This window comes from Paenibacillus sp. MBLB1832, from assembly GCF_032271945.1.
Lineage (GTDB): Bacteria > Bacillota > Bacilli > Paenibacillales > NBRC-103111 > Paenibacillus_E > Paenibacillus_E roseopurpureus.
The window spans coordinates 1,803,941-1,823,728 of record NZ_CP130319.1 but is presented as its reverse complement, the minus strand read 5'-3'; the positions used below and the strand labels follow the sequence as shown (position 1 = coordinate 1,823,728).

Annotated in this window: 13 protein-coding genes and 4 pseudogenes; 1 reads left to right on the top strand and 16 read right to left on the bottom strand. The window is 47.0% G+C overall.

The window, feature by feature from the left end:
* Positions 1 to 578: 578 nt before the first annotated feature.
* Positions 579 to 716, top strand: a pseudogene (locus tag MJB10_RS08100) (IS110 family transposase); the annotation flags it as partial.
* 115 nt (positions 717 to 831) lie between these two features.
* Here MJB10_RS08100 and MJB10_RS08095 read toward each other — a convergent pair.
* From MJB10_RS08095 to MJB10_RS08020, 16 genes and pseudogenes are all read right to left on the bottom strand, one after another.
* Complete coding sequence (locus tag MJB10_RS08095; RefSeq protein WP_314803305.1) at positions 832 to 2,367, bottom strand: glycoside hydrolase family 88 protein; 1,536 nt, start codon at positions 2,365 to 2,367, stop codon at positions 832 to 834.
* 7 nt (positions 2,368 to 2,374) lie between these two features.
* On the bottom strand, positions 2,375 to 2,731 hold the full coding sequence (locus MJB10_RS08090) for a Rieske (2Fe-2S) protein (RefSeq protein ID WP_314803304.1): 357 nt from the start codon (positions 2,729 to 2,731) through the stop codon (positions 2,375 to 2,377).
* A 15-nt stretch (positions 2,732 to 2,746) separates the two neighbouring features.
* Positions 2,747 to 3,808: an amidohydrolase family protein gene (locus MJB10_RS08085; protein ID WP_314803302.1), complete on the bottom strand. Its 1,062-nt coding sequence runs from the start codon at positions 3,806 to 3,808 to the stop codon at positions 2,747 to 2,749.
* Positions 3,809 to 3,920: 112 nt separating this feature from the next.
* Positions 3,921 to 4,751 (bottom strand): carbohydrate ABC transporter permease, encoded by an 831-nt coding sequence (locus MJB10_RS08080; RefSeq protein WP_314803301.1) that lies wholly within the window; start codon positions 4,749 to 4,751, stop codon positions 3,921 to 3,923.
* 23 nt (positions 4,752 to 4,774) lie between these two features.
* Complete coding sequence (locus MJB10_RS08075; protein ID WP_314803299.1) at positions 4,775 to 5,704, bottom strand: carbohydrate ABC transporter permease; 930 nt, start codon at positions 5,702 to 5,704, stop codon at positions 4,775 to 4,777.
* A 10-nt stretch (positions 5,705 to 5,714) separates the two neighbouring features.
* Entirely contained in the window at positions 5,715 to 7,028 is a 1,314-nt protein-coding gene (locus MJB10_RS08070; RefSeq protein ID WP_314803298.1) for an ABC transporter substrate-binding protein, read from the bottom strand.
* Between the two features lie 185 nt (positions 7,029 to 7,213).
* Complete coding sequence (locus MJB10_RS08065) at positions 7,214 to 10,021, bottom strand: cache domain-containing sensor histidine kinase (protein ID WP_314803296.1); 2,808 nt, start codon at positions 10,019 to 10,021, stop codon at positions 7,214 to 7,216.
* The gene (locus MJB10_RS08060) at positions 10,018 to 11,334 is read right to left on the bottom strand and encodes a response regulator (RefSeq protein ID WP_314803294.1); all 1,317 of its coding nucleotides are present in this window, start codon (positions 11,332 to 11,334) and stop codon (positions 10,018 to 10,020) included. Before MJB10_RS08060 ends, MJB10_RS08065 begins: the two co-directional genes overlap by 4 nt.
* 121 nt (positions 11,335 to 11,455) lie before the next feature.
* On the bottom strand, positions 11,456 to 13,246 hold the full coding sequence (locus MJB10_RS08055) for a golvesin C-terminal-like domain-containing protein (protein ID WP_314803293.1): 1,791 nt from the start codon (positions 13,244 to 13,246) through the stop codon (positions 11,456 to 11,458).
* A gap of 424 nt (positions 13,247 to 13,670) precedes the next feature.
* Positions 13,671 to 14,341 (bottom strand): annotated as a pseudogene (locus MJB10_RS08050) (ABC transporter ATP-binding protein).
* A 109-nt stretch (positions 14,342 to 14,450) separates the two neighbouring features.
* A pseudogene (locus MJB10_RS08045) lies at positions 14,451 to 14,543 on the bottom strand (RNA polymerase subunit sigma); the annotation flags it as partial.
* Positions 14,544 to 14,610: 67 nt separating this feature from the next.
* A pseudogene (locus MJB10_RS08040) lies at positions 14,611 to 14,799 on the bottom strand (IS4 family transposase); the annotation flags it as partial.
* 312 nt (positions 14,800 to 15,111) lie between these two features.
* Positions 15,112 to 16,353 (bottom strand): Gfo/Idh/MocA family protein, encoded by a 1,242-nt coding sequence (locus tag MJB10_RS08035; RefSeq protein WP_314803290.1) that lies wholly within the window; start codon positions 16,351 to 16,353, stop codon positions 15,112 to 15,114.
* Positions 16,354 to 16,418: 65 nt separating this feature from the next.
* Complete coding sequence (locus MJB10_RS08030) at positions 16,419 to 17,792, bottom strand: ABC transporter substrate-binding protein (RefSeq protein ID WP_314803288.1); 1,374 nt, start codon at positions 17,790 to 17,792, stop codon at positions 16,419 to 16,421.
* A 46-nt stretch (positions 17,793 to 17,838) separates the two neighbouring features.
* On the bottom strand, positions 17,839 to 18,660 hold the full coding sequence (locus MJB10_RS08025; RefSeq protein WP_314803286.1) for a carbohydrate ABC transporter permease: 822 nt from the start codon (positions 18,658 to 18,660) through the stop codon (positions 17,839 to 17,841).
* A gap of 15 nt (positions 18,661 to 18,675) precedes the next feature.
* Positions 18,676 to 19,599: a carbohydrate ABC transporter permease gene (locus MJB10_RS08020; protein WP_314803285.1), complete on the bottom strand. Its 924-nt coding sequence runs from the start codon at positions 19,597 to 19,599 to the stop codon at positions 18,676 to 18,678.
* Positions 19,600 to 19,788 lie beyond the last annotated feature (189 nt).

Sequence of the window (19,788 nt, the reverse complement as noted above, 5' to 3'; positions counted from 1 at the left end):
GGTCATAAAAAATATCACATAGCTACAAAATTGTAATTCAAATCAACACCCGCCATCATAATTTAAAGCTAATACGATTGTTAGGATAGCAAAGGTATCCTTCTGCTGGTGTGTACGAGGTACGCTGTTATTAGAGCAAATAGGAAGCAAGACCTTTCTACAAGGTCTCGCTTCCTATTTTTTATACCTAATTTGTCTGTCCTATAATTGGGTTAGATCCGCCAGTATGTATCTGTGAATCGTTAACGTTCCTTCGCTTAATGCGTATTGTCTTAATTTCGAACGGTGCTAGTTCTAGGGGATTCAAATAGTCCCTTTATTCCCTTTATTCATCTGCGTTTGCGTTATACTTTCACCTAATAAAATAGGCGTTCACCCAACGGAGTGAACGCAGCTGAAATAATTAAACTCCACTACCTAGTGAGAACTAGAGGAAGAATCTTTCCTCCCGCGCTTTCGCTTGAGCTATGCCCCCACCAGTGGACAAACTCTATTAGGAATAAAAAATAAACCCTCAATTTGCACGGGTTTTATTTCTTCATTCCAAACTCAATGCACCAACCGCCCATCCCGAAACCGTACTTGCACGAATACCTTATGCAGGCAAAATCCTTGCCATTTCAGGCATAAGTGCGATCGCTTTAGCTGGTGTTTTAGGGGAGTCAGGTGATCTCAGCGGTTATATTCACGGGAACACACTGCTGCGTCATGCAGGCCGTTGGTATATTCGCCCTATTCCCGCACGCCTTCTAAAGGGGCAACATAACAAATCCTTACTCTCTTCATTCTTTAATCGAATCCAATAGGGATATGAAATCCTGCGAATAATCTCTATCTGTTCATTACACATACGAGCAGCTCCATCCAAGCGCCATAGCCCTGATCCGAATTCCCGCTAAAATCCGTCACCTCATACTTCTCATGAAAATTCATCGGAAAGCATGCACGCATATCGATACCCGTGCGTGTATATTTGGTGATGCCTTGCAAAGCATCATCCACACACCGGGCATAACTCGCATCCAGTACGCCTTGCTGAAAGCCGTACTCGTAGCCAAGCGCAATGAGCGCTGTGCCCGTGACCTCCTCCGGCCTGTGCTGAAAATGTACGATACTGCGCCACATGCCGCCTGGCGTTTGCATCGGCTTCAGTGCATGGCTTAACTGGATGAAGCGCTCGCACAGCTCCCCATAGCGCCGATGCCGCCTCACGCCGGTGCTAGCCAGCAGCTTGCCCATGCCCGCCATCGTCCAGCCCATGCCGCGGGACCAGCCTTTACTGCCCGGCCGATTGCTGTTTTGCAGAGGAATGCCGTCGGGTTGATCCAGGACCATGACATCATAGATGGCAATTGTTTGATCGATCGCCAAATCCAAGCTGGACCGATCGTTACATGCATCGTGATAATAAGCGAGGAACGCACATACACAAAAGATCAGCTCGATCTCGACGCGATCATGTGCGGTAATAATGCCTTCCTGGCTTCTAGGTAATGCATGAATCCCGTCGCGCAATTGTTGCAGCGCTGTTCTGTACTTGGCTAAGCCAGTTGCCGCATGCAAGTGGATTAACGCCTGTCCGCAGGCTCCTACATAGAAATATTCCTCAGAAACGTTGCGGAACTTGCCATCCTCCGTTATGCAGAAATCAAAGTACGTCTGCAACGCCCGTCGATACTCGATTCCCCAACCCCATGCATCGGCCTGGGCCTGCGCGTTGCGGACAAAGGAGCCCGACCAGCTTATATCACGAACTAGATATAGCTGTGATAGCGCTTCGAGTGCAAAGTTTTGCTTTTGCCGATCCGTTAGCGCTCCACTACCTTGCTTCGTGTATGAACAAACGATCACAAGCATGGGATTTAAGCCTTCATATTCGGTTCCCGCTTTAATAAATAAAGGACTATACTCACAACCGCCCTGAAGGTGCAAACCTTCGTTTGGAATCTTCCCGTTCATCCAGCCCTCTGCGATGTCTGTGATGTCAATGAACCACCCCGGCTGCCATTCGGGCACGCGAAAGACACGCTGTGTGATGGAAAGCTGCTGGGAGATCGCTTCCTGACTACTTCTTGTCTCCGAGCTCTGCGGCCTCGCTGCACTTACCGTTACCTCCGCTGTTGCATCCCAAGCATGGCCTGCGCCATTGACCAAACGCAGGTAAGCACGCCGAATGACTTTGCCCTTCAGCAGCTGCAAATCGAACGATAACCACCCGACTTTACGTTTTCCTACCTGCTCCCACAGCTGTAGATCACCGTGATGACCAGCTTCGCCAGACTTTTCTTCATCTGCGTATCCAGCTTCCGTGCAAGGAATTCTTACCAATTTCACATAAGTCTCCAATTCCTGCCTCCAATTAATCATGTTGACTCTATCCCCCGAGAACGACTGAGATTTGCCCATTTTCCACGACAACCGGATAGGAACGAATCCTTACCTTATCACTGAAGAGCGACTTCCCCGTCTTGATATCAAATTCCCACCCATGCCAAGGACAGCGCACGATCTCCCCTTGCCGGCCGAAACTGTACTGATGTACTTCAGAAGGAAGCGTCGTTCCGCAGACGAGGCCTTGACAAATTTCCGCCCCTTGATGGGGACAGTAGTTATGAATAGCATAATACGTCCCTTTTACGTTATAAACACCAATGGAACGGTTTTCGATTTGGACGACTTTATGAGAATCCTCTAGAATTTCCTCAATGGTCCCTACCGTATAGGCTGGCATGAAGCACCTCTCCTCTCACAGTTGATACAACACTTTAGCATTGCGATAAAAGATTTTCTCCCGCGCTTCTTCCGAAAGCTTTCGCAAAATTTGCGGCGGCGCGTCGAAATCCCAGTGTGGGTAGTCGCTGGAGAAGAGCAGAATATTCTCCGCATCAATCATTTCGAACATATAGGCAAGGTGCTTCGCATCCGCTGGCTCTTCGATGGGCTGCGTGGTCAGGAAGCAGTGGTCACGCACATACTCGCTGGGCATTCTCGTCAACCATGGCACCTGGGCGCGGAGTGCTTTATAATTCTTGTCCAGCCGCCACATCAGGTGAGGCAGCCAGCCAATACCGCCTTCTGCGAGGACGACCTTCAAGCCGGGGTACTTGGCAAACACGCCTTCACAAATCAGACTAAGCAAGTGTGCCATGTAGTTCTGCGACAGGCTCGTATGCCACTCCAAGTAGCTGCTCGGGTAACCGGCTGCCGTAGGCGCATTGGACACACCGGAGCCCTCCGCTCCCGGATGTAAGATGATGGGCAGCCCCTGACGCTGCGCAGCTTCATAAATAGGATGATAAAACCGCTGGCCATATCCCATTCTCGCGCCAGTACCCATCATCACCTGCACGATATCCGGGTGCCCCCCCAGGCGGTCAATTTCCCGGGCGGCCGCGTGTGGATCCTGCGGTGCTACAACGAGTGCTCCTTTAAACTCCTTATACGTGCCGAGCCATTTATCGATCATCCAATTGTTGTAGGCGCTAGCCAATGCTGAAGCATAGTCAGCGTCAGGGTGATTACAAATATTCATGATACGGTCACCGAGCAGCATGGCATATGCCATGTTGTAAGGCTTCACCAGATGCTCGTATACAAAATCAGGATCAGAGCCTGGGGCTCCGCCACTTGGCGGAATCGCATCCTTGCGATAAGGACCAGCAGGGGAATACCAGCCGTTCGGCACCGCCATCATGCCTGTCTCCCGCAAACGGGTGGCGAAGGGCTCCGGCAAATAAGGCACCAGCTCAAGCGGGCTGGTTAATGCGTTGTGGACATCACAATCAATGACTTTTGTAGGCAGACTCATTTCCGTTCCTCCTCTTGTCTACGGCTAACTTTCAATTTCATTCCCATGTTGAACAAAGACCCGGACTTGCCTGCTTTCGGCACATCCGGGTCGAGTTTAGCGCCAATCGTGCCTATCCTTTTACCGCACCGGAAGTGAGTCCCTGAATGAAATAGCGCTGCAGGAAAATAAACATCAGCGTCACTGGAATCGACACAACAATCGATGCCGCCATCATCGCTCCCCAGCTTTCCTGAAACTCGCTGATATAGTTCAAAATCAAACCTGGAGCCAGCGTCCGTTTCTCAGGCGAAGTGACCAAGGTTAAGGAATACAGCAGGTCATTCCAGCTCCACACGAACCCGTAAATGGCCGTGGAGACCAATCCTGGAACCGCAAGCGGTGCAATAATACGGTGGATAATGGTCAATTGACTGGCCCCGTCAATCTTCGCCGATTCAATAATGGCGTCCGGCAGCTGATCGAAGTAAGCCTTCATCGTCCATGTGCCTACCGGCAGGGAGAACGTAACGAACGCTAAAATCAATGAAAGATAATGATCGAGCAGCCCGTAGGATTTCATCATCGTGTAAATGGTCAGCAGCAGGATCGCATGCGGAAACATTTTGGAAAGCAAAATCAGCATCATAAAAGACGTTCGCCCTCTATATCGGTACTTCGAAAAGCTGTAGCCCGCATACGCAGAGATGACCATTGTGAAAAAGCTGCTGACGATCGAAACATATAGGCTGTTTCTCAGATACATCATGATTGATTTATCCAGTATGACGTTGACAAAATTGCTGAAGGTCAGATGCTCCGGGACAAACGAGAGTGTGAATGTCTCCGTATGTGGCTTTAACGCGGTATTTAACATCCAATAAAGTGGAAAGAAAACAAATAGTCCAATAGCAATTAAGGCAATCCAGAAAAACAAGCGAAAGCCTGTTGTTTTTTCAAACATGCGTGCACCCTCCCTTCTTAGCCTCAGGCATCTTTACTCGCATTGCGCAAGTAGAAGTATCCGAATACGCCCAGCAGAACGACCCAAACCGCTCCGATAGCTGCAGCATTGCCCAAATTAAACTCCTGGAAAGCACTGCGATAAACAGCGATGGACAAGGTTGTCGTCGAGGTAGCAGGTCCACCTTGCGTCATGACCCATGGAAGATCAAAATGCTGAAGGCTTCCGATCGTTCCAAGTAAAAGTACCAAGGAAATGATTTCTTTCATATCCGGCAATACGACATGCCGCAGCACCTGCCAATTGCCTGCCCCGTCAATTCGAGCCGCTTCCACTTGCTCGGTAGAAACACCTTGAAGGCCCCCTAGCAGAAAAGCCATAAACCAAGGCAGCGTCTGCCATGATTTGGCAATAATAACGACCATCATGGAGGTTTCTGTTTGACCGAGCCAATTGATGTTGTTGTCAATAAGGCCGAAGAAGCTTAACACACCATTTAACACGCCGTATTGGGCGTGGAATATCCACATCCATAAAAAACCAATGGCTGTACTGGGTACGATCCAAGCAACCAGCGTTAGCCCTCTAAGTATTTCAGCTCCCTTAAAGCCTTGATTTAGAACGATCGCCCAGATCAGTCCCAGAACGAACGGAGCTAAGGTGCCTCCTGCTACAAATATCAACGTATTCTTGATGATGGCCAAGAAATCAGGATCCGTGAACACTTGCTTGAAGTTGTCTAATCCAACGAAGGAACGGTTTTGTTTCAACAAACTCTGATTGGTCATACTCATGTAAAGCGAATTGATGAAAGGATAAAAAATAACCATCATAAAAACCAGCAAGGCCGGTAGGACTAACAGAAAGCCGAATTGGCTTTCTGTCAGCTTTTTACCTAGCAATGGGTTCTTCCGCGCGTTCGGCTTCAGCCGGGTCGCAGCATGATCACTCATGCGAATCACCTCATTTTTTCAAAGTCGATTTGATCTTGGTTGCCGCATCGTCAAGCGCTTTCTGTGGCGTCTTGGCCCCCATGACACCCGCCTGAAACTCTTCAGTGATAATATTGTCCAGCTCCTTGGCTGAAGCGAAGGGCTCTGTTTCCGCACGCTTAGAGAAGGTTGTCAGTTCAAGAAATTTCTTCGTATAGGCATCCTTTTGGATTAGCTCATTCTTAATGGCTGAATTGAATGTCGGCAGGTTGCCGCTTTCCTTAAAGAACTTTAGCGCTTCCGGCTCGCCAACGACATGCTTGATATAGTCAGCAGCCTTCTGCTTATACTTGGAATCCTTGAAAACCACAAGCACCGTACCACCGATTTTGGACTGCGGCTGATCGCCAGCTTTGATTAGCGGTCTAGCCATCGGGCGTATGATTTTATCCAGATCCTGATCCGCGATGCCATTGGACTTCATGACACCCTTCGCCAGAACTAGATCGTCGTAGAATGCCGATTGGCCTTTGCTGTGGAGCACGCGGGCATCCGTTTGGGCCAGGTCCATTTTAATCAACCCGTTATCGTACAAGCTCTTAAACCACGTCAAGGTTTTCACGCCTGTTTCATTGTTGATGATCACCTTGCCGTCCTTGTCAAACACATTGCCGCCATTTTGCCACAGCCATGCTTGGAAGTTTGTGGAAACACTGGAGGCCACTTTCGTGGAAATCGCGTAGGGAACTATGTTTTTGTCGAACGCTTTTACTTTTTTCAGTGCATCCTCAAAATCAGTGACAGTCGTCGGAACATCCTTCACACCTGCTTTTTCCAGCAGTGTCGGGTTGTACAACATGCCCAGCGCACCCAACGTCCACGGAAGGCCAACCTGTTTACCCTCCACTTGCCCGATCTTCAGAAAATTGGCATCAAAATTGTTTGAAATCCAATTTTTGTCAAACAAGGTGCCCAAATCCTCCAGAAGACCCGCTTCCGCTAATGAATTCACCCAACGAATGTCGACTTGCGCAACATCAATCTGGTCCTTGGACATACCTCTTAGTATTAATTGCTGTTGAGTTTGATCCCATGGCCAACCGAGCCATTTGACCGTCGCGTTCGGTTCCTTCTTGTTCCAATCCTCGATAATCGAATCAATGACGGGCTTGAACGCTTTCTCTTCCCCTGTCCAACCTGCCCATACCATCTCGATCTTCTTATCCGATGGTTTCTCTGTTTTCACAGGCTCGCTTGTGCTTTTGTCCTGTCCGGCTTTGGTACCACAGCCTGCTGCAAGGATAACTAATGATGAGAGTGCGACTAGCATTAACTTTTTTTTCAACTTCATCTGCCCCTTTCGAATCCCGATAACTACTTGATGTGCTTGGTCATGTACTAACTATACGTCCATAAGCAATTCCTCACAATGCGGGTAAATTTCGATTTCTTCCGATTTTTTAATGTCTTCTCCAGCAGGACAACGAATGAAAAAGAACCCCCGCTCTATTAAGCAGGAGCCCTTTAGATTTAGCTCATCAGCGGAATGCTGATCGTAATTTTCGTGCCCATCATCATGTCACTTTCAACCCTCATCTGAGCCTGATCGCTGTAATACAGCTTGAGCCGCTGGTACACATTGCGTAGTCCGATACCTGTATCCGAAGACGCCTCTTCCGTCAGAGAGAGAAGTAACTTATGCAGCGTAGGTTCATCCATGCCCACTCCGTTATCACGAACCTCCACGATAAGCGTTCTTTCCGCTACCATGGCTGAAATACAAATTTTTCCACCGGAAGGAAGCTCAGCAATCCCGTGGTTTACAGCGTTCTCGACGATAGGCTGCAGGATAAATTTTAACACAGGCACATAAAGTGCTTCCTCCGCAAGCTCCCATTCGACCTCAAACCGGCTGCGGAAACGTACCAATTGAATCGTCATATAGCTGCGAGTATGCTCGATTTCTTGCGCCAGCTGCACAAGTTCCGGCCCCTTGCTAATCGTAAAGCGGAAAATCCTCGCCAATGCGCCGACTGTTGTGCTCACATCCTCCGCGCCCGAACGCTTCGCCATCATATTGATGGATTCCAAGGTATTATATAAAAAATGAGGATTAATCTGCTGCTGAAGCATGCGCAGCTCAGCTTGGGATTTGAGCTTGTGCAGCTCCTGCTCCCTCACCTTGCTGTCAATATTCTCCTGCATGAGGGTATTGATTTGAACTATCATCTGATTAAAGCTGCTCTTGAGCTCGCCAATTTCGTCTAAAGACTCATAGCTAAGCTGCTGCTTCAGATCGCCTGCCCCTGCTCGCTGCATGGCTGTCTTCAATGTCTTGATTGGCCGAACCATGGAGCGGGAGAGGAGATACGCGCATAGAGCGGTTATACAAGTGAGGACAGCGAGAATAGCTAAGTTTTGCATCAGCAGGTCTCTGCTTTGTGTGTTAACTTCACTAAGCGGCTTCAGCACCATGAAGCGCCAATCGCTGCCAGCAAGAGGCTGCACCACAGCCAGCTGTTCCTGACCCTGCCAATGAACGACGCGCTCTTTTCCCATCTGGCTGTACAACAAGCTTGCTGCCCAAGCGATAGCTTCTGTATCCTCTGTCCGATAGGGGGCGACTACTCGCCCTTTGGTATCCACAATCGCTGTAGATACGGTCCTGTTGGCGGCTAGTCCCATCACTTCCTCAAACACGTTTTCCTTCCAGTGAACCTCCAGGTAGCCTGCCTTCTGTCCAAACGTTTGCTGGGGGATTTCGTATACTAACGTGAGTCCGGATTGATTAAAAAGATCCAGATGCTCAGGCTGCCACATCATCGCCTGCTCATCCACCATAAGCGCTTTCGTATCCAGTGTGAACAGTTCCAGATTATTGGCATACATGGAGGAATAGATGGCTTTGCCTGCGGTGTCATAGAGAACATAATAAGAGACACCTGTCAATCTGGGGTCCAGACCTGCAGAAGGGGCTATAACCACTTCCCCTGAGAGAAAGGGACCCCTCTTCGTCATATTTTCCAACAGCGATTGAATCGGCCCACTTACCGCGAGTTGCCTCACGAACCGACGGTAGGCTTCCGTCTGGTAATTCACGTTAGCACTCATTTGCCTCGAAACAGCATTAAGTGAATCCACCAGCTTGTCTCGGGAATACATCGTTAGCCAACCCGTATATATCGAACCGACAACCACAACCGGCAAGATGACTGAGACAAGGAAAAACATTAGGATTTTGTTGTGAATCGATAAGCGTTGCCATCTCGGGATCCTGGTCTCCTCCATTTGCAGCGGTCGTAACGGAAAGTTTCTCGCTTGCCTTTTAATCGACATGGATAGCCTACGAATCGGATGACTAATGGGTTTAGAAAACAAATAGGCCAAGAAGAGACATACGCCAAGCGAACCTGCAAATATAAGCAGCAGCGAAGCCCCATTGGCACGAATGCTTTTCCATAAAGACTGTCCGGACGAGGTCAGCACTAACTGGAAGCCGTAAGGCTCGAGTTCTACCGTCTCTTGATGTGCTACAGGCAGATACTCGTCACTCTTCCCTGACAGCGACGCGCTAAAGATGGGACGCTTCTCTGCATCCAGCAAAGAAATACGTGTCTGGAACAATGGCTCCCAAGGCAGAAACTCTTTCAAAAAGTGATCCTGCAGCACAATCATATATAGCACACTATTCTCAATTCCGCTGACGACGATATGATTCTCTAGATGCTCCGCGAGTGCAACGAAACGCGCAGTTTGAGAAGGATCCATTTGCGATTGCACCGCTGTGATACGGTTCATCAGCTCACCGGGTGCATAGTAGACGGGTACACCATTTCCTTTCACAAGAGGCCCGAGCAAACCTGCCTGTTCGAGCTCATCAATTCGCGGCAGCTCATCGTTCTCCAAGCCAGGCTTCGCTGGATCCTTGGCAAAGCTCATCTGCTTGTCCTGCTTGGCAATGAGAAAAATTTTACCTATGAATCGGGTAGGAAACGCTAGGGAATTTAGCTGCTGATTCAAGTGATAAGCAAGTTCTTCCCTGGCACTTGCGTTGGAGGCATCCCCAACCTGTTTAGCCGCATTCAGCACCTCGGGTGTACGGATTAAAGCGGTGAAGGAATCCAATTCACGAAAGAAGGTAACAATATTGCGCCTGATCATATCCAGCCTGGCCGATTCAGCCTGACGCTCAAAGTCCTGCTGCGTGTTCCCTGAGCTCCATACAAAGTTCGCTACAAATAACAAATGCGCCGCGAAAAAGATGACAACCGCAGCCCAGACCAGGCGTTTGCGATGTGAACCCGTGAATTCCTGCTCGCCTTGCCCTATCTCTGTCATTTGGCCCCCCTGTAATCATTCGGTGTTTTCCCCGTCATTTTTTTGAAAATCTCAGAGAAGTACCTTGGATTCTCGTATCCGACCATTTCACCGATTTCGTAAACTTTGTAATAACTGTCTTTAAGCAGTTGCTTTGCCTTCTCTACACGACAGGTTGTCACATACTGCACATAATTCTCCCCCGTCATCTCCTTGAACAAAAAGCTGAAATACGTAGGACTGATATGAATATGTTCCGCTACCTCGGAAAGCGTGATAGAGCGTTGATAATGATTATGGATATAAGACTTGGCCTTATCAATTAAAAAGGTAGAGGCCTCACTGGTTTCCCAAACAGCTGTGGATTCCTCTCGTGCGCTTCCCTCTGCATGGCTAATGCTGCCAGGAGCCTGCTCATCGACAGCCATTCCATTCGCGCTCGTCCCTTTGATCAATGCGTTCTCGGCTTGCCGACGAGAGAGATGCAACTGATCAAGCTTCGCATAGGCGCCCCCTAATCCGATGGAAAGCGTCGTGCGGAGAAGTCCGCGAAAACGATATAACTGCTGTCGCAAGGCTTCCAATTGTGACATACATGCCGTTTCCTCTTCACTATTCACCCCGATCAGCATACAATCTCCTGTGGCTTCATCCACGAGATGATATCCGTGCCCTTCCGCATCCCATAGCTCCGTAAGCACATTGTCTAAAGCAAACAGAACAAGCTCCCACTCCTTCTCCGCGTAGTGCGGCTGACGATGAATCGGATGATCCTGGCGGATCATCATGATTCGATAGGCCTTCCCATCCAGCATAACCTCGCTGACGGACGAGCCCTCATCGATTTCAGCCCGCGTCAGTGGACGGCTCGTCAGCTTATGCAGAAACTCCTTGCGCAGCACACCGGCAAGCAATCGGGAGCGCCGCTCAACGAGCAACAGCCGCTGCTCCTCTTGCTTCTCCTTGTCCATGGTCTCTTTCACACGGAGAAATGTTGCCATCATAGGCTCATCTTGCGTTGGCTTCAGCAAGTAGTCCACCACGCCTACACGAATACTCGCCCGTGCATATTCAAAATCATCAAACCCTGTCAAAATCACCGTTTTGACATAAGGAAACTGCTTGTTGATCTTCTCCGCCAGTTCCAACCCGTTCATTAACGGCATTCGAATATCGGTAATTACGATATCTACGGGATGCTGCTGTAACCAGTGATAAGCATCCAAACCATGCTCGCAGATGCCTGTAACCTCTATATGCAATCGGTCCCAGGGAAAAGCAGCCAAGCCCTCCCGGATATCCGCCTCGTCGTCAACTATGAGTAATTTATACATGATTGATTCACTCCTTAAAGCCATCTTATGCCTGATTCCGAGCTAAATCAACAATCTTTATGGGAAGACAAGACCCACCTCTTCCTATTTCGAAGAGGTGGGTTACTAATAAACGGTACGCTTACTGCTTGACGAACTTCACGGCATCCGCAATCACGTAACCGGAAGTTCCTGTGTTGCTTATTGTAACTGAGCCCGTGCTTCCGCTATTGAACGTATAGGTACCCAATTGAACCCAAGTACCACCATTGATTTGTTGATTGACACCGACCGACGCTGTTCCAGAAGCATGCGTGATGGTAAAAGGCACATTATTCGCGCGATTCGCCGCTGCATTGTAGTACACGTAAACCGAATAAGTACCGGTTACCGGTAAAACTGGAGTAAATGTAGCGTTCAACGCCCCTTTATTCGTATTCCCATCCTGCAAGTAATCGCTGCCGATGCGTAAACTGCTGGTCGAGCTGCTTAACCAGCCGGAAGATTTCGTTACGCCGCCATCCGAGTTATCCACAATGATTTCCATAGAAGGAGCTTCATTGGTAAGTGTGTATTTATTTTGTGCCGAAATCCATTTCGTCAAAAATGCACGGCCCGCATGCTGAGCTACCCATTCTTCGCGACCCCCGTAGGTATCCTCACTGTTGCCGCTATAGGTATGTCCATCTGTGTAGCGGGTCTGCATATCGAGCACCTTCTGCGCATGGTACGGCTCCCAATAGGCGCCTTTCTGAGAGGCCAGGGTATCGTATCCCAGTGCACGAGCTTGCGCATCGAGATGGGCAAAGTTCATCCTTCTGCCAATTCCCCAATCATTCCCCTGAGGATAATAAATATCTGACCCTCCATCCACGAAGATCGTTCCCCCAGGAGCAGCAACCGTCCCGCCGGGCGGGATATTCGTGCCTGCTGTGAAATTTAGATCAACCATTGTATCATAGACAATATCCAAATTGAACAAGGCTGCACTCGGCGTAGCTTTACCTGCCAGTGTATACAGCAACGCCGCGTTACCATTCTGGATAGCAGTTGCCATATAATCCGGATGTATGATGTTATGATTCACCATGGTACCATCCTCATTAATATTGGAGCCTTTAATCCAAGTTGCTACACTTTTTCCATTGATTATTGTGTTGTTCGTAACATCAGACGGACGAGCAAACGCCGAAAGCATCAACTCTACATTTTTATTCATCCATGTCAAATAATTCGGGTGATTCGGCATCATACTGGTGGCCAGCTGAAGGATCATGGCATTCCAGGAATTCTCCTCGCCTTTGGAATCACCTGCTATAACAATGGTTCCCGATGCATTGCGGTAATAAGGAACGGTATATGTGTTGAACCTATTAGCTTCATACTCTACCATCTTACGGACATACTCGCGATCTGTCACGGATAAATCATCCCACATGAGCCAACCGGCAGTGCCAGCAAGAGAGGCCCAGAGCGCCGATTGCCAATGGTTCCCCCACCCACCGCTTGTATTGGCTGCATGTTGGTAAGCAAGAGACGAAATCAGCTTATTGGCAATGGCTGTCGCGCTGCTCACTGAAACGCCTGTGACTGCAGCATCATAGGCACCAAGCTTGAGCGAAGCTGCCAGCGCGATGGCTTCACTGGCTGAAGGACGGATATTATCCTCTGCAGTTCCGCCAAAGCTAAGGTATGTACCCGTTTGCGCATCATAATTCTTTACCGTTGGATACCACTCAGTCAATGCATACTTATTGCTGTTCACTAGGATACTTCTAATTCGTGCTGTATCCGCATCCGTTGGGGCTGCTGCTGTAAAGGTGGACCAAGCTATTGGAGTTACCTCATTGGCTGCGGCGCCAACCTCCTTCACAGATACTACAAACGATAAAATCAACATCAGACATAAACTGCTTAACCATGCTTTTCTCATGTTATTCACCTCATAGATTGTCAATTTGATAACAAAATGTTTCTGCCAGTACAACAAAGTTTTCTTCCTGCATCAACTCCCAATGATTAGAATAAGCCCTTGTAACCGATTACAAAAAAACTACAACATCATCATATCGCTTCATACTCACAACTCACAATGAGGAAAAATTGCGATTTATTCTGTTTTATTACGAAAATAGGACTTGGTAATACTTTGGACCCTGAAAAAAGAAATGGGCAGAAAAGCAAAACCTTCTCTTTTTTGGTGATAAAATTCAAATTTTAACTTCAGACAACCACGGAATGCTGCCCATTAGCGGGGAAAGTCAGCTGAACCATGACTGAACCATTATAAAAACTCAAATAACCCTACGAATTCTCGTAGGGCACTAAATTCCATTTTCGTGTACTTAAAATCGCATTCAATGCAACAACCGCCCATCCCGAAACCGTACTATCCGCCTCGCGTGCTCTGCTACCTGCCGATCTACGTAATCACAATAATCGTCCGCCCATGCTCATTTAACCGTCGGATAATATCCATGATATCCACACCTGTCTTTGAATCCAACGCTCCCGTTGGCTCATCCGCCAAAATAATCGGCGGATCGCCTGCCAATGTGCGCGCAATCGCAACGCGTTGCTGCTGCCCTCCGGATAACTCCGAAGGCATATGCTTCCTCCAATCCAACAAATCCACGGCTTCCAAAGCTTGCAAAACGAGTGACTCTTGTTCTTTTCTCGATAATCCACGATAGATCAATGGTAGCTCTTCATTCTCATAGGCACTTAATCTCGGCAGCAAGTTGAAGCTCTGGAATACAAACCCGATCTTCCGATTCCGTATCTCAGCCAATTGTGAATCCTTTAACGAATGAATCTGCTTGCCGTCGAGCACATAGAAGCCTTCATCCGAAACGTCCAAACAGCCGATGATATTCATCAGCGTGGACTTTCCGGAGCCCGAAGGCCCCATAATAGCAACAAACTCACCTTGCGCAATATGCAGCGAAATGTCATCCAACGCACGAATCGTTTCGCCGCCCATATAGTAAAACTTACTCACATGCTCAATTTGAATTAAGGCTGTCATTGTCTTCGCCTCCATTATTTGATGCCAAATGAATGAAGTCTGCGATTCACCGACCTGTCGACCTTAAGATGTTTACCTTACCACTTCACCTTATCAAACTCATGATATTGATCAAACCGATTGTCCCAATGGAGATTAAATCTTCCAAATCTTCTCCGGTATTGTCGAATTTTTCAAGGTTGTGGACAACAAGCAAGTTAATAAAGTAGGGGAACCACTCTCATGGCTCCCCCCTTATAATTAAATCCATCTTTTATAGCTATAATCGTACAAATTCGGTTTGCAAGCTTAGCTGAAGAAAGCATGATAAAGTTAATTGGAGCAAAGCTAAAACCATCCGACCAATCGAGTGTCAGCATCGTAAAACCTTTGGTAAAGCGACCGGTCCTGTGGTCAATTACGCGTGCTAAAAGTTCGGCTTTCTTACTACGATTACGATTTAAGACGGAGTTGTCAATTTTGTCAACTTTGGCTGTGTTGACGAACAGCGTGCTATCGTGAATCAGATTTAACTCACTATCCACAATCATTCCTATGGTAGGTGGATTCTGTCAGACAACTGTTCACTGAGATAATTTGACTCGTTTGAAATAATTCATCCATTGAAAATAGCTACATACCTAGAATCGCAGACTGTTTAAGTGTGCAATTGCGGGAAGCTAGTTTGATCGTACTCGGAAATCTAAGCCGAGCAATTACTGCTCAACCCCACCAGTTTTCATGTGCTTCTTAAGCCATGTATTGCTTAAAGTAGTGGGATTGCAGACCATTTAATATGGATAAGCCACAAAACTATCCGGATCCAACAAATCCCAGCCCGAAGGCGCTTCGCCATGATCAGGCACCTCAAGCATCTCGCCATTCCGTAGCGAGGACTCATGGGCAATTAAGCCCGGCATCATATAATCTGCTGCTCTCCATGCATGGTTAGGAGGAAGTTTATTGGTTCTGACGGCTTTCATGAAATCATCTACCAGGAATTGATGTGAACCATGGTGGCCATTAGGCATGCCCTCAAACGAATCAGGGAGGCGATAACTGTGATGGACCTTGGCAAGCGAGGCATTAAAATCATGCTCAAGCACGTGATGTGTGCTTTCGCCTTCACTTAACTGCACATACTGATCCTTGCACTGGAGTTCGGGGGTCAGATTCTCCACCTCTCCCCATTTTAAATTGGACCACGCTGATCCACCGGCATGCTCTTCGTAACTGCCACTCGTGCCAAACATACTCATATACACACTGTTTTTACCACCCCAACCAACACGACGAAATTCATTCAACCGCATTATTCCGCCATCCGATGTACGGACAAGAGCGCTTTGATTGCTGAAGGGATTGTCCCAGAGGTTGCCGCCTTTTTTAAATATGCCATCCTCATGCTGGTCAACGAACCCTAAGCATGACACATGTGTTGACTTAGCTCCGGTTACGGAAAGGATCATGCTTGCCGAATGGGTTGGATAATACATCGGAGGTATCCCTGCAACCTTTTTCCAGTCAGCCCCGCCGGAATGTTTAAAGGCATCATAAAACCCATGAAGCATATCGTGCAGATATTGCGCTTCACCATATACAAATTTGCCTAAATGCCCCGCATTATATCTGTCTCTGCAAAGGACTGTGCTCGGATAATAATAGCTTGTTTCTCCGGTCATATAAATAAGTCTGGAACGTTTAATCTCCTCCAGTATAAGGGAGATCTCCTCCTGTGATTGAGCCATTGGTACTGCGCAGTAGACGTGCTTGCCTGCCTTTAACGCTTTCAATGTATGCTCCCCATGGAGGTGGCGCTGAGTAAAAATGGCTACCGCATCCACATCACTTAGCAAGAGCTCATCCAGCGAAGAAAACGTGCGCTCCAAGCCAAAAGCAGCTGCATATTTATTACACCGTTCCGGATGTATATCGGCAAGAACCACCTCATCCACGAATGGATGAGCCTGAAACAACGGAATAAAGCATTTGGAGAATTGCCCTGCACCCACTATACCTACTTTAAAGCCCATGTATAAATCCTCCTATAATGTTGAAAATTGCATGTGGGAGGTGAATATCCCCCCACATGCACATGTTATTTGGCTTGCGCTTTGTTTCCTTTTTCTACAATCGTTTTAATCGCTTTATCAATATCCAGCTCTCCGTTAAAGGCAAGTGATATATTCTTGGTCCATTCATCCATAACTAAATCCCATTTAGCAGAGGATGGGTCCCCAACCGTGATATGGTTCATGGCTTCGACAAACGGGCTGGTATCCAGCTTCTGTGTTTTATAGAAATCAACAAACTTATTAATTGAATCCTTATAAGCAGGGAATACCGTTCCTGTGTCTCCCAGAATATCTTGTGTCTCTTTTCCAGCTAGGAATTTGGCAACAGCCAAGGCTTCTTCCGGATGTTTTGTATTAGCATATATGCTGTCAGTAAGTCCGTTGATTCGCGTAACTTGGCCTTTAGGGCCTGCAGGATTTGCTGTAATTCCCCATGCGAATGGCGCATTTGCTTTCAACGGCTTCATCATCCACGGACCTGTCATCCATAACGCCATTCTTTGTGAATTGAACATCGCTTCTGCGGCTGTCGCGGTCAATTCCGAAGCTGTTGGCGCAACATGATACTTGAACACTAGATCATGGAGAAACTTTATGGCTTCCATTGCTTCAGGACTGTCAATGACCAGGGATCCATCCTCACCTTGAATCTTGCCTCCATTACCAACAAGATAAGAAACGATCATTTGCGGCGAGGTTTCTACTGCGAAACCATATTGTTTAATATTCTTTGGATCAAAGCCGCTTTCGTTCGGATGCTTGCCGTTCTTATCCAGCGTGAGCTTCTGGAGAAATTGGAGGAAGGTACCGCCATCCTTAGGGTTCCAAGCTAAATCAGAAGGCACTTGATCATATCCAGCTTTTTTGAGCAAATCCTTGTTGTAGAATAATGCCAGCGAATCCCAATCCTTAGGAAGTCCATAGGTTTTCCCTTTATATTGCAAATTCTTGACTAACGTATTGTTATACTTGGTCATGTCCACATCTTTGGCTAATGCAGTCATGTCATAAAGCAAATTCTTCTCGGCAAGATCTGGAATAGGCCCTACATAGGTCCAGAACAAATCGGGAACAACTTCTCCGGCAGCTTGTGTTTTTAATTTCTTCCAATAGTCTGCCCATGCTACAACCTCGATTTTAACTTTGATGTTGGGATTTTTCTTCGTGAAGATATCCAATGCTTGTCTGTAGGCAGGCTCCTGGTTCTGGTCCCACATCATATAGCGCAGTTCCACATTTTCTGTCGATTTCGTTGGCTTGCTGCTTTCTTGACTGCTGGAAACCGTGTTTGCTGCCGCTGATTCTGTCGGCTCCTTACTCTTCGTGGAACATCCCGTCAGAATGACGAACAGGATAAGAAGCAAGGCTAATGCTGCAGTTGATCCATTTTTCCTCATTTTTTAATCCCCTTAGTTAATTTTATTTCCAGAGAGATTTCAAATTTCACTTGAAACCGCTCATCTGGATGGATTGGACAAAATACTTCTGAGCGACGATGAAGATGATTAGAATCGGAGCCAAGGTAATCAAGGCGCCAGCCATCATTCCCGTCATGTCCGCTGTGAATTGACCTTGCAGGCTGGCCAATGCCACGCTTATGACTTGCTTCTCCGGTGAATTTATAATGATAAGCGGCCATTGAAAATTGTTCCAGGATTGAACAAATGTCAGCACGCCTAGGGTAACTAAAGCTGATTTCGCCATGGGAAGAATGATAGTCACGAAAGTCCGGACAATGCCAGCACCGTCTATCCGTGCAGCGTCTTCAAATTCTTTAGGAACACCAAGAAAAAACTGTCTCAGCATGAAAACCCCAAAAGCATTACCGAACATTCCCGGAATAATGAGTGCTTTGTACGTGTCAATCCAGCCTAGAGATTTCATTAGAATATACAGCGGAATCATGGTCACAATTTGCGGAATCATCATACTGCCCAGCAGCAGTACGAAGATAAAATCACGACCTGGGAAAGTCATTCGCGAAAACCCGTAAGCAGCCATTGCACAGAACATTAACTGACCTGCTACCAGAATGACGGTTACAAAAAGCGTATTCGACATATAAGTGGCAAAATCAATTTTGTTCCAAACCTTTGAAAAGTTGCTTAGGAGGATTTGATCGGGAATCCATTCCGGCGGATATACGAAAGCACGCTTGCGGTCTTTTAACGATGTAATAAGCATCCAATAAAAGGGAAACAATGATATGACAGCGAAAAATATTAATAGCATGTAAGTCAGGCCATAATCCAATACTTTTTTCATTTGCTTTCTCACCTCCTAGGATAGATCGTATGTGGTATTGCGAAATACGGTAAATTGCAGCAATGTAATGATCATCAAGATCAAAAAGAGAATGACAGACATGGCGGATGCATAGCCCATATCTAGGAAGTTAAAAGCCTGCTTGTAAATTAGAAAATAGAGTACAGAGGTACTGTCTCCCGGACCGCCATTTGTTATGGTATAGACAGCGTCAAAAATCTGGAAGGATCCTATAATCCCAGTTATAAAAAGAAACAAGAGTGTTGGCTTCAATAGCGGCAATGTAATGTGCCAGAATACCCGAGTGACAGAAGCTCCATCAATTTTTGCCGATTCATAGAACATCTTAGGTATACTCTGGATACCTACAAGCATGATTAAGGTAGAGAATCCGGTATGTTGCCAAATGTTTACCATTAACACCGATTTCATTGCCATAGCGGAGGAGAACCAATCCACACGATCCATACCCATTTTCCCCAGCAGGTAATTCATCACACCAGTAGTAGGACTAAGCACCCATTTCCATACAATTGAAATCGCAACAGGGGTTGTAACCCACGGCACCAGATAAATAACACGGAAAGCCTTTACCCCCCGCAAGGGTCGACTCAATGCCAGTACGATAATTAAGGAAAGAAGATATTGGAGCGGTACGTTATACAAGACATAAGAGAATGTAATTCCTAACGATTTGATAAATAAGGGATCATGGAAAAGTCGGTTAAAATTCTGAACGCCGACAAAGGATGGATTGTTGACAAAGTCCCATCTGAACAGACTCAGTACAAATACCGCTAATGTCGGTATTAATGAGAAAAGCAAATAAGCTCCAAAGGTCGGCAATATAAATAAATAGCCATATAACCAATTTCTATTTATTTTTTTCTGTTTATTTAATAGCGGGGGGGCATGTTCAAGCGTTGGATTCGAAATCATACGGCAGATCCCTCTCTCAGTAAAGTAATTGTTCTCGGTAAGCTTAGTACTAAGATTACTTGAAACCTTGCCGATTCGTAACGGGTGTAATTTCTACTTTGGGGAGCTTTTATCTACTACTTGATCTGCAGCACAAAAACAACAAAAAAGCACCCAGCCTTATACGGAGGGTGCAGTATTACAAGTATT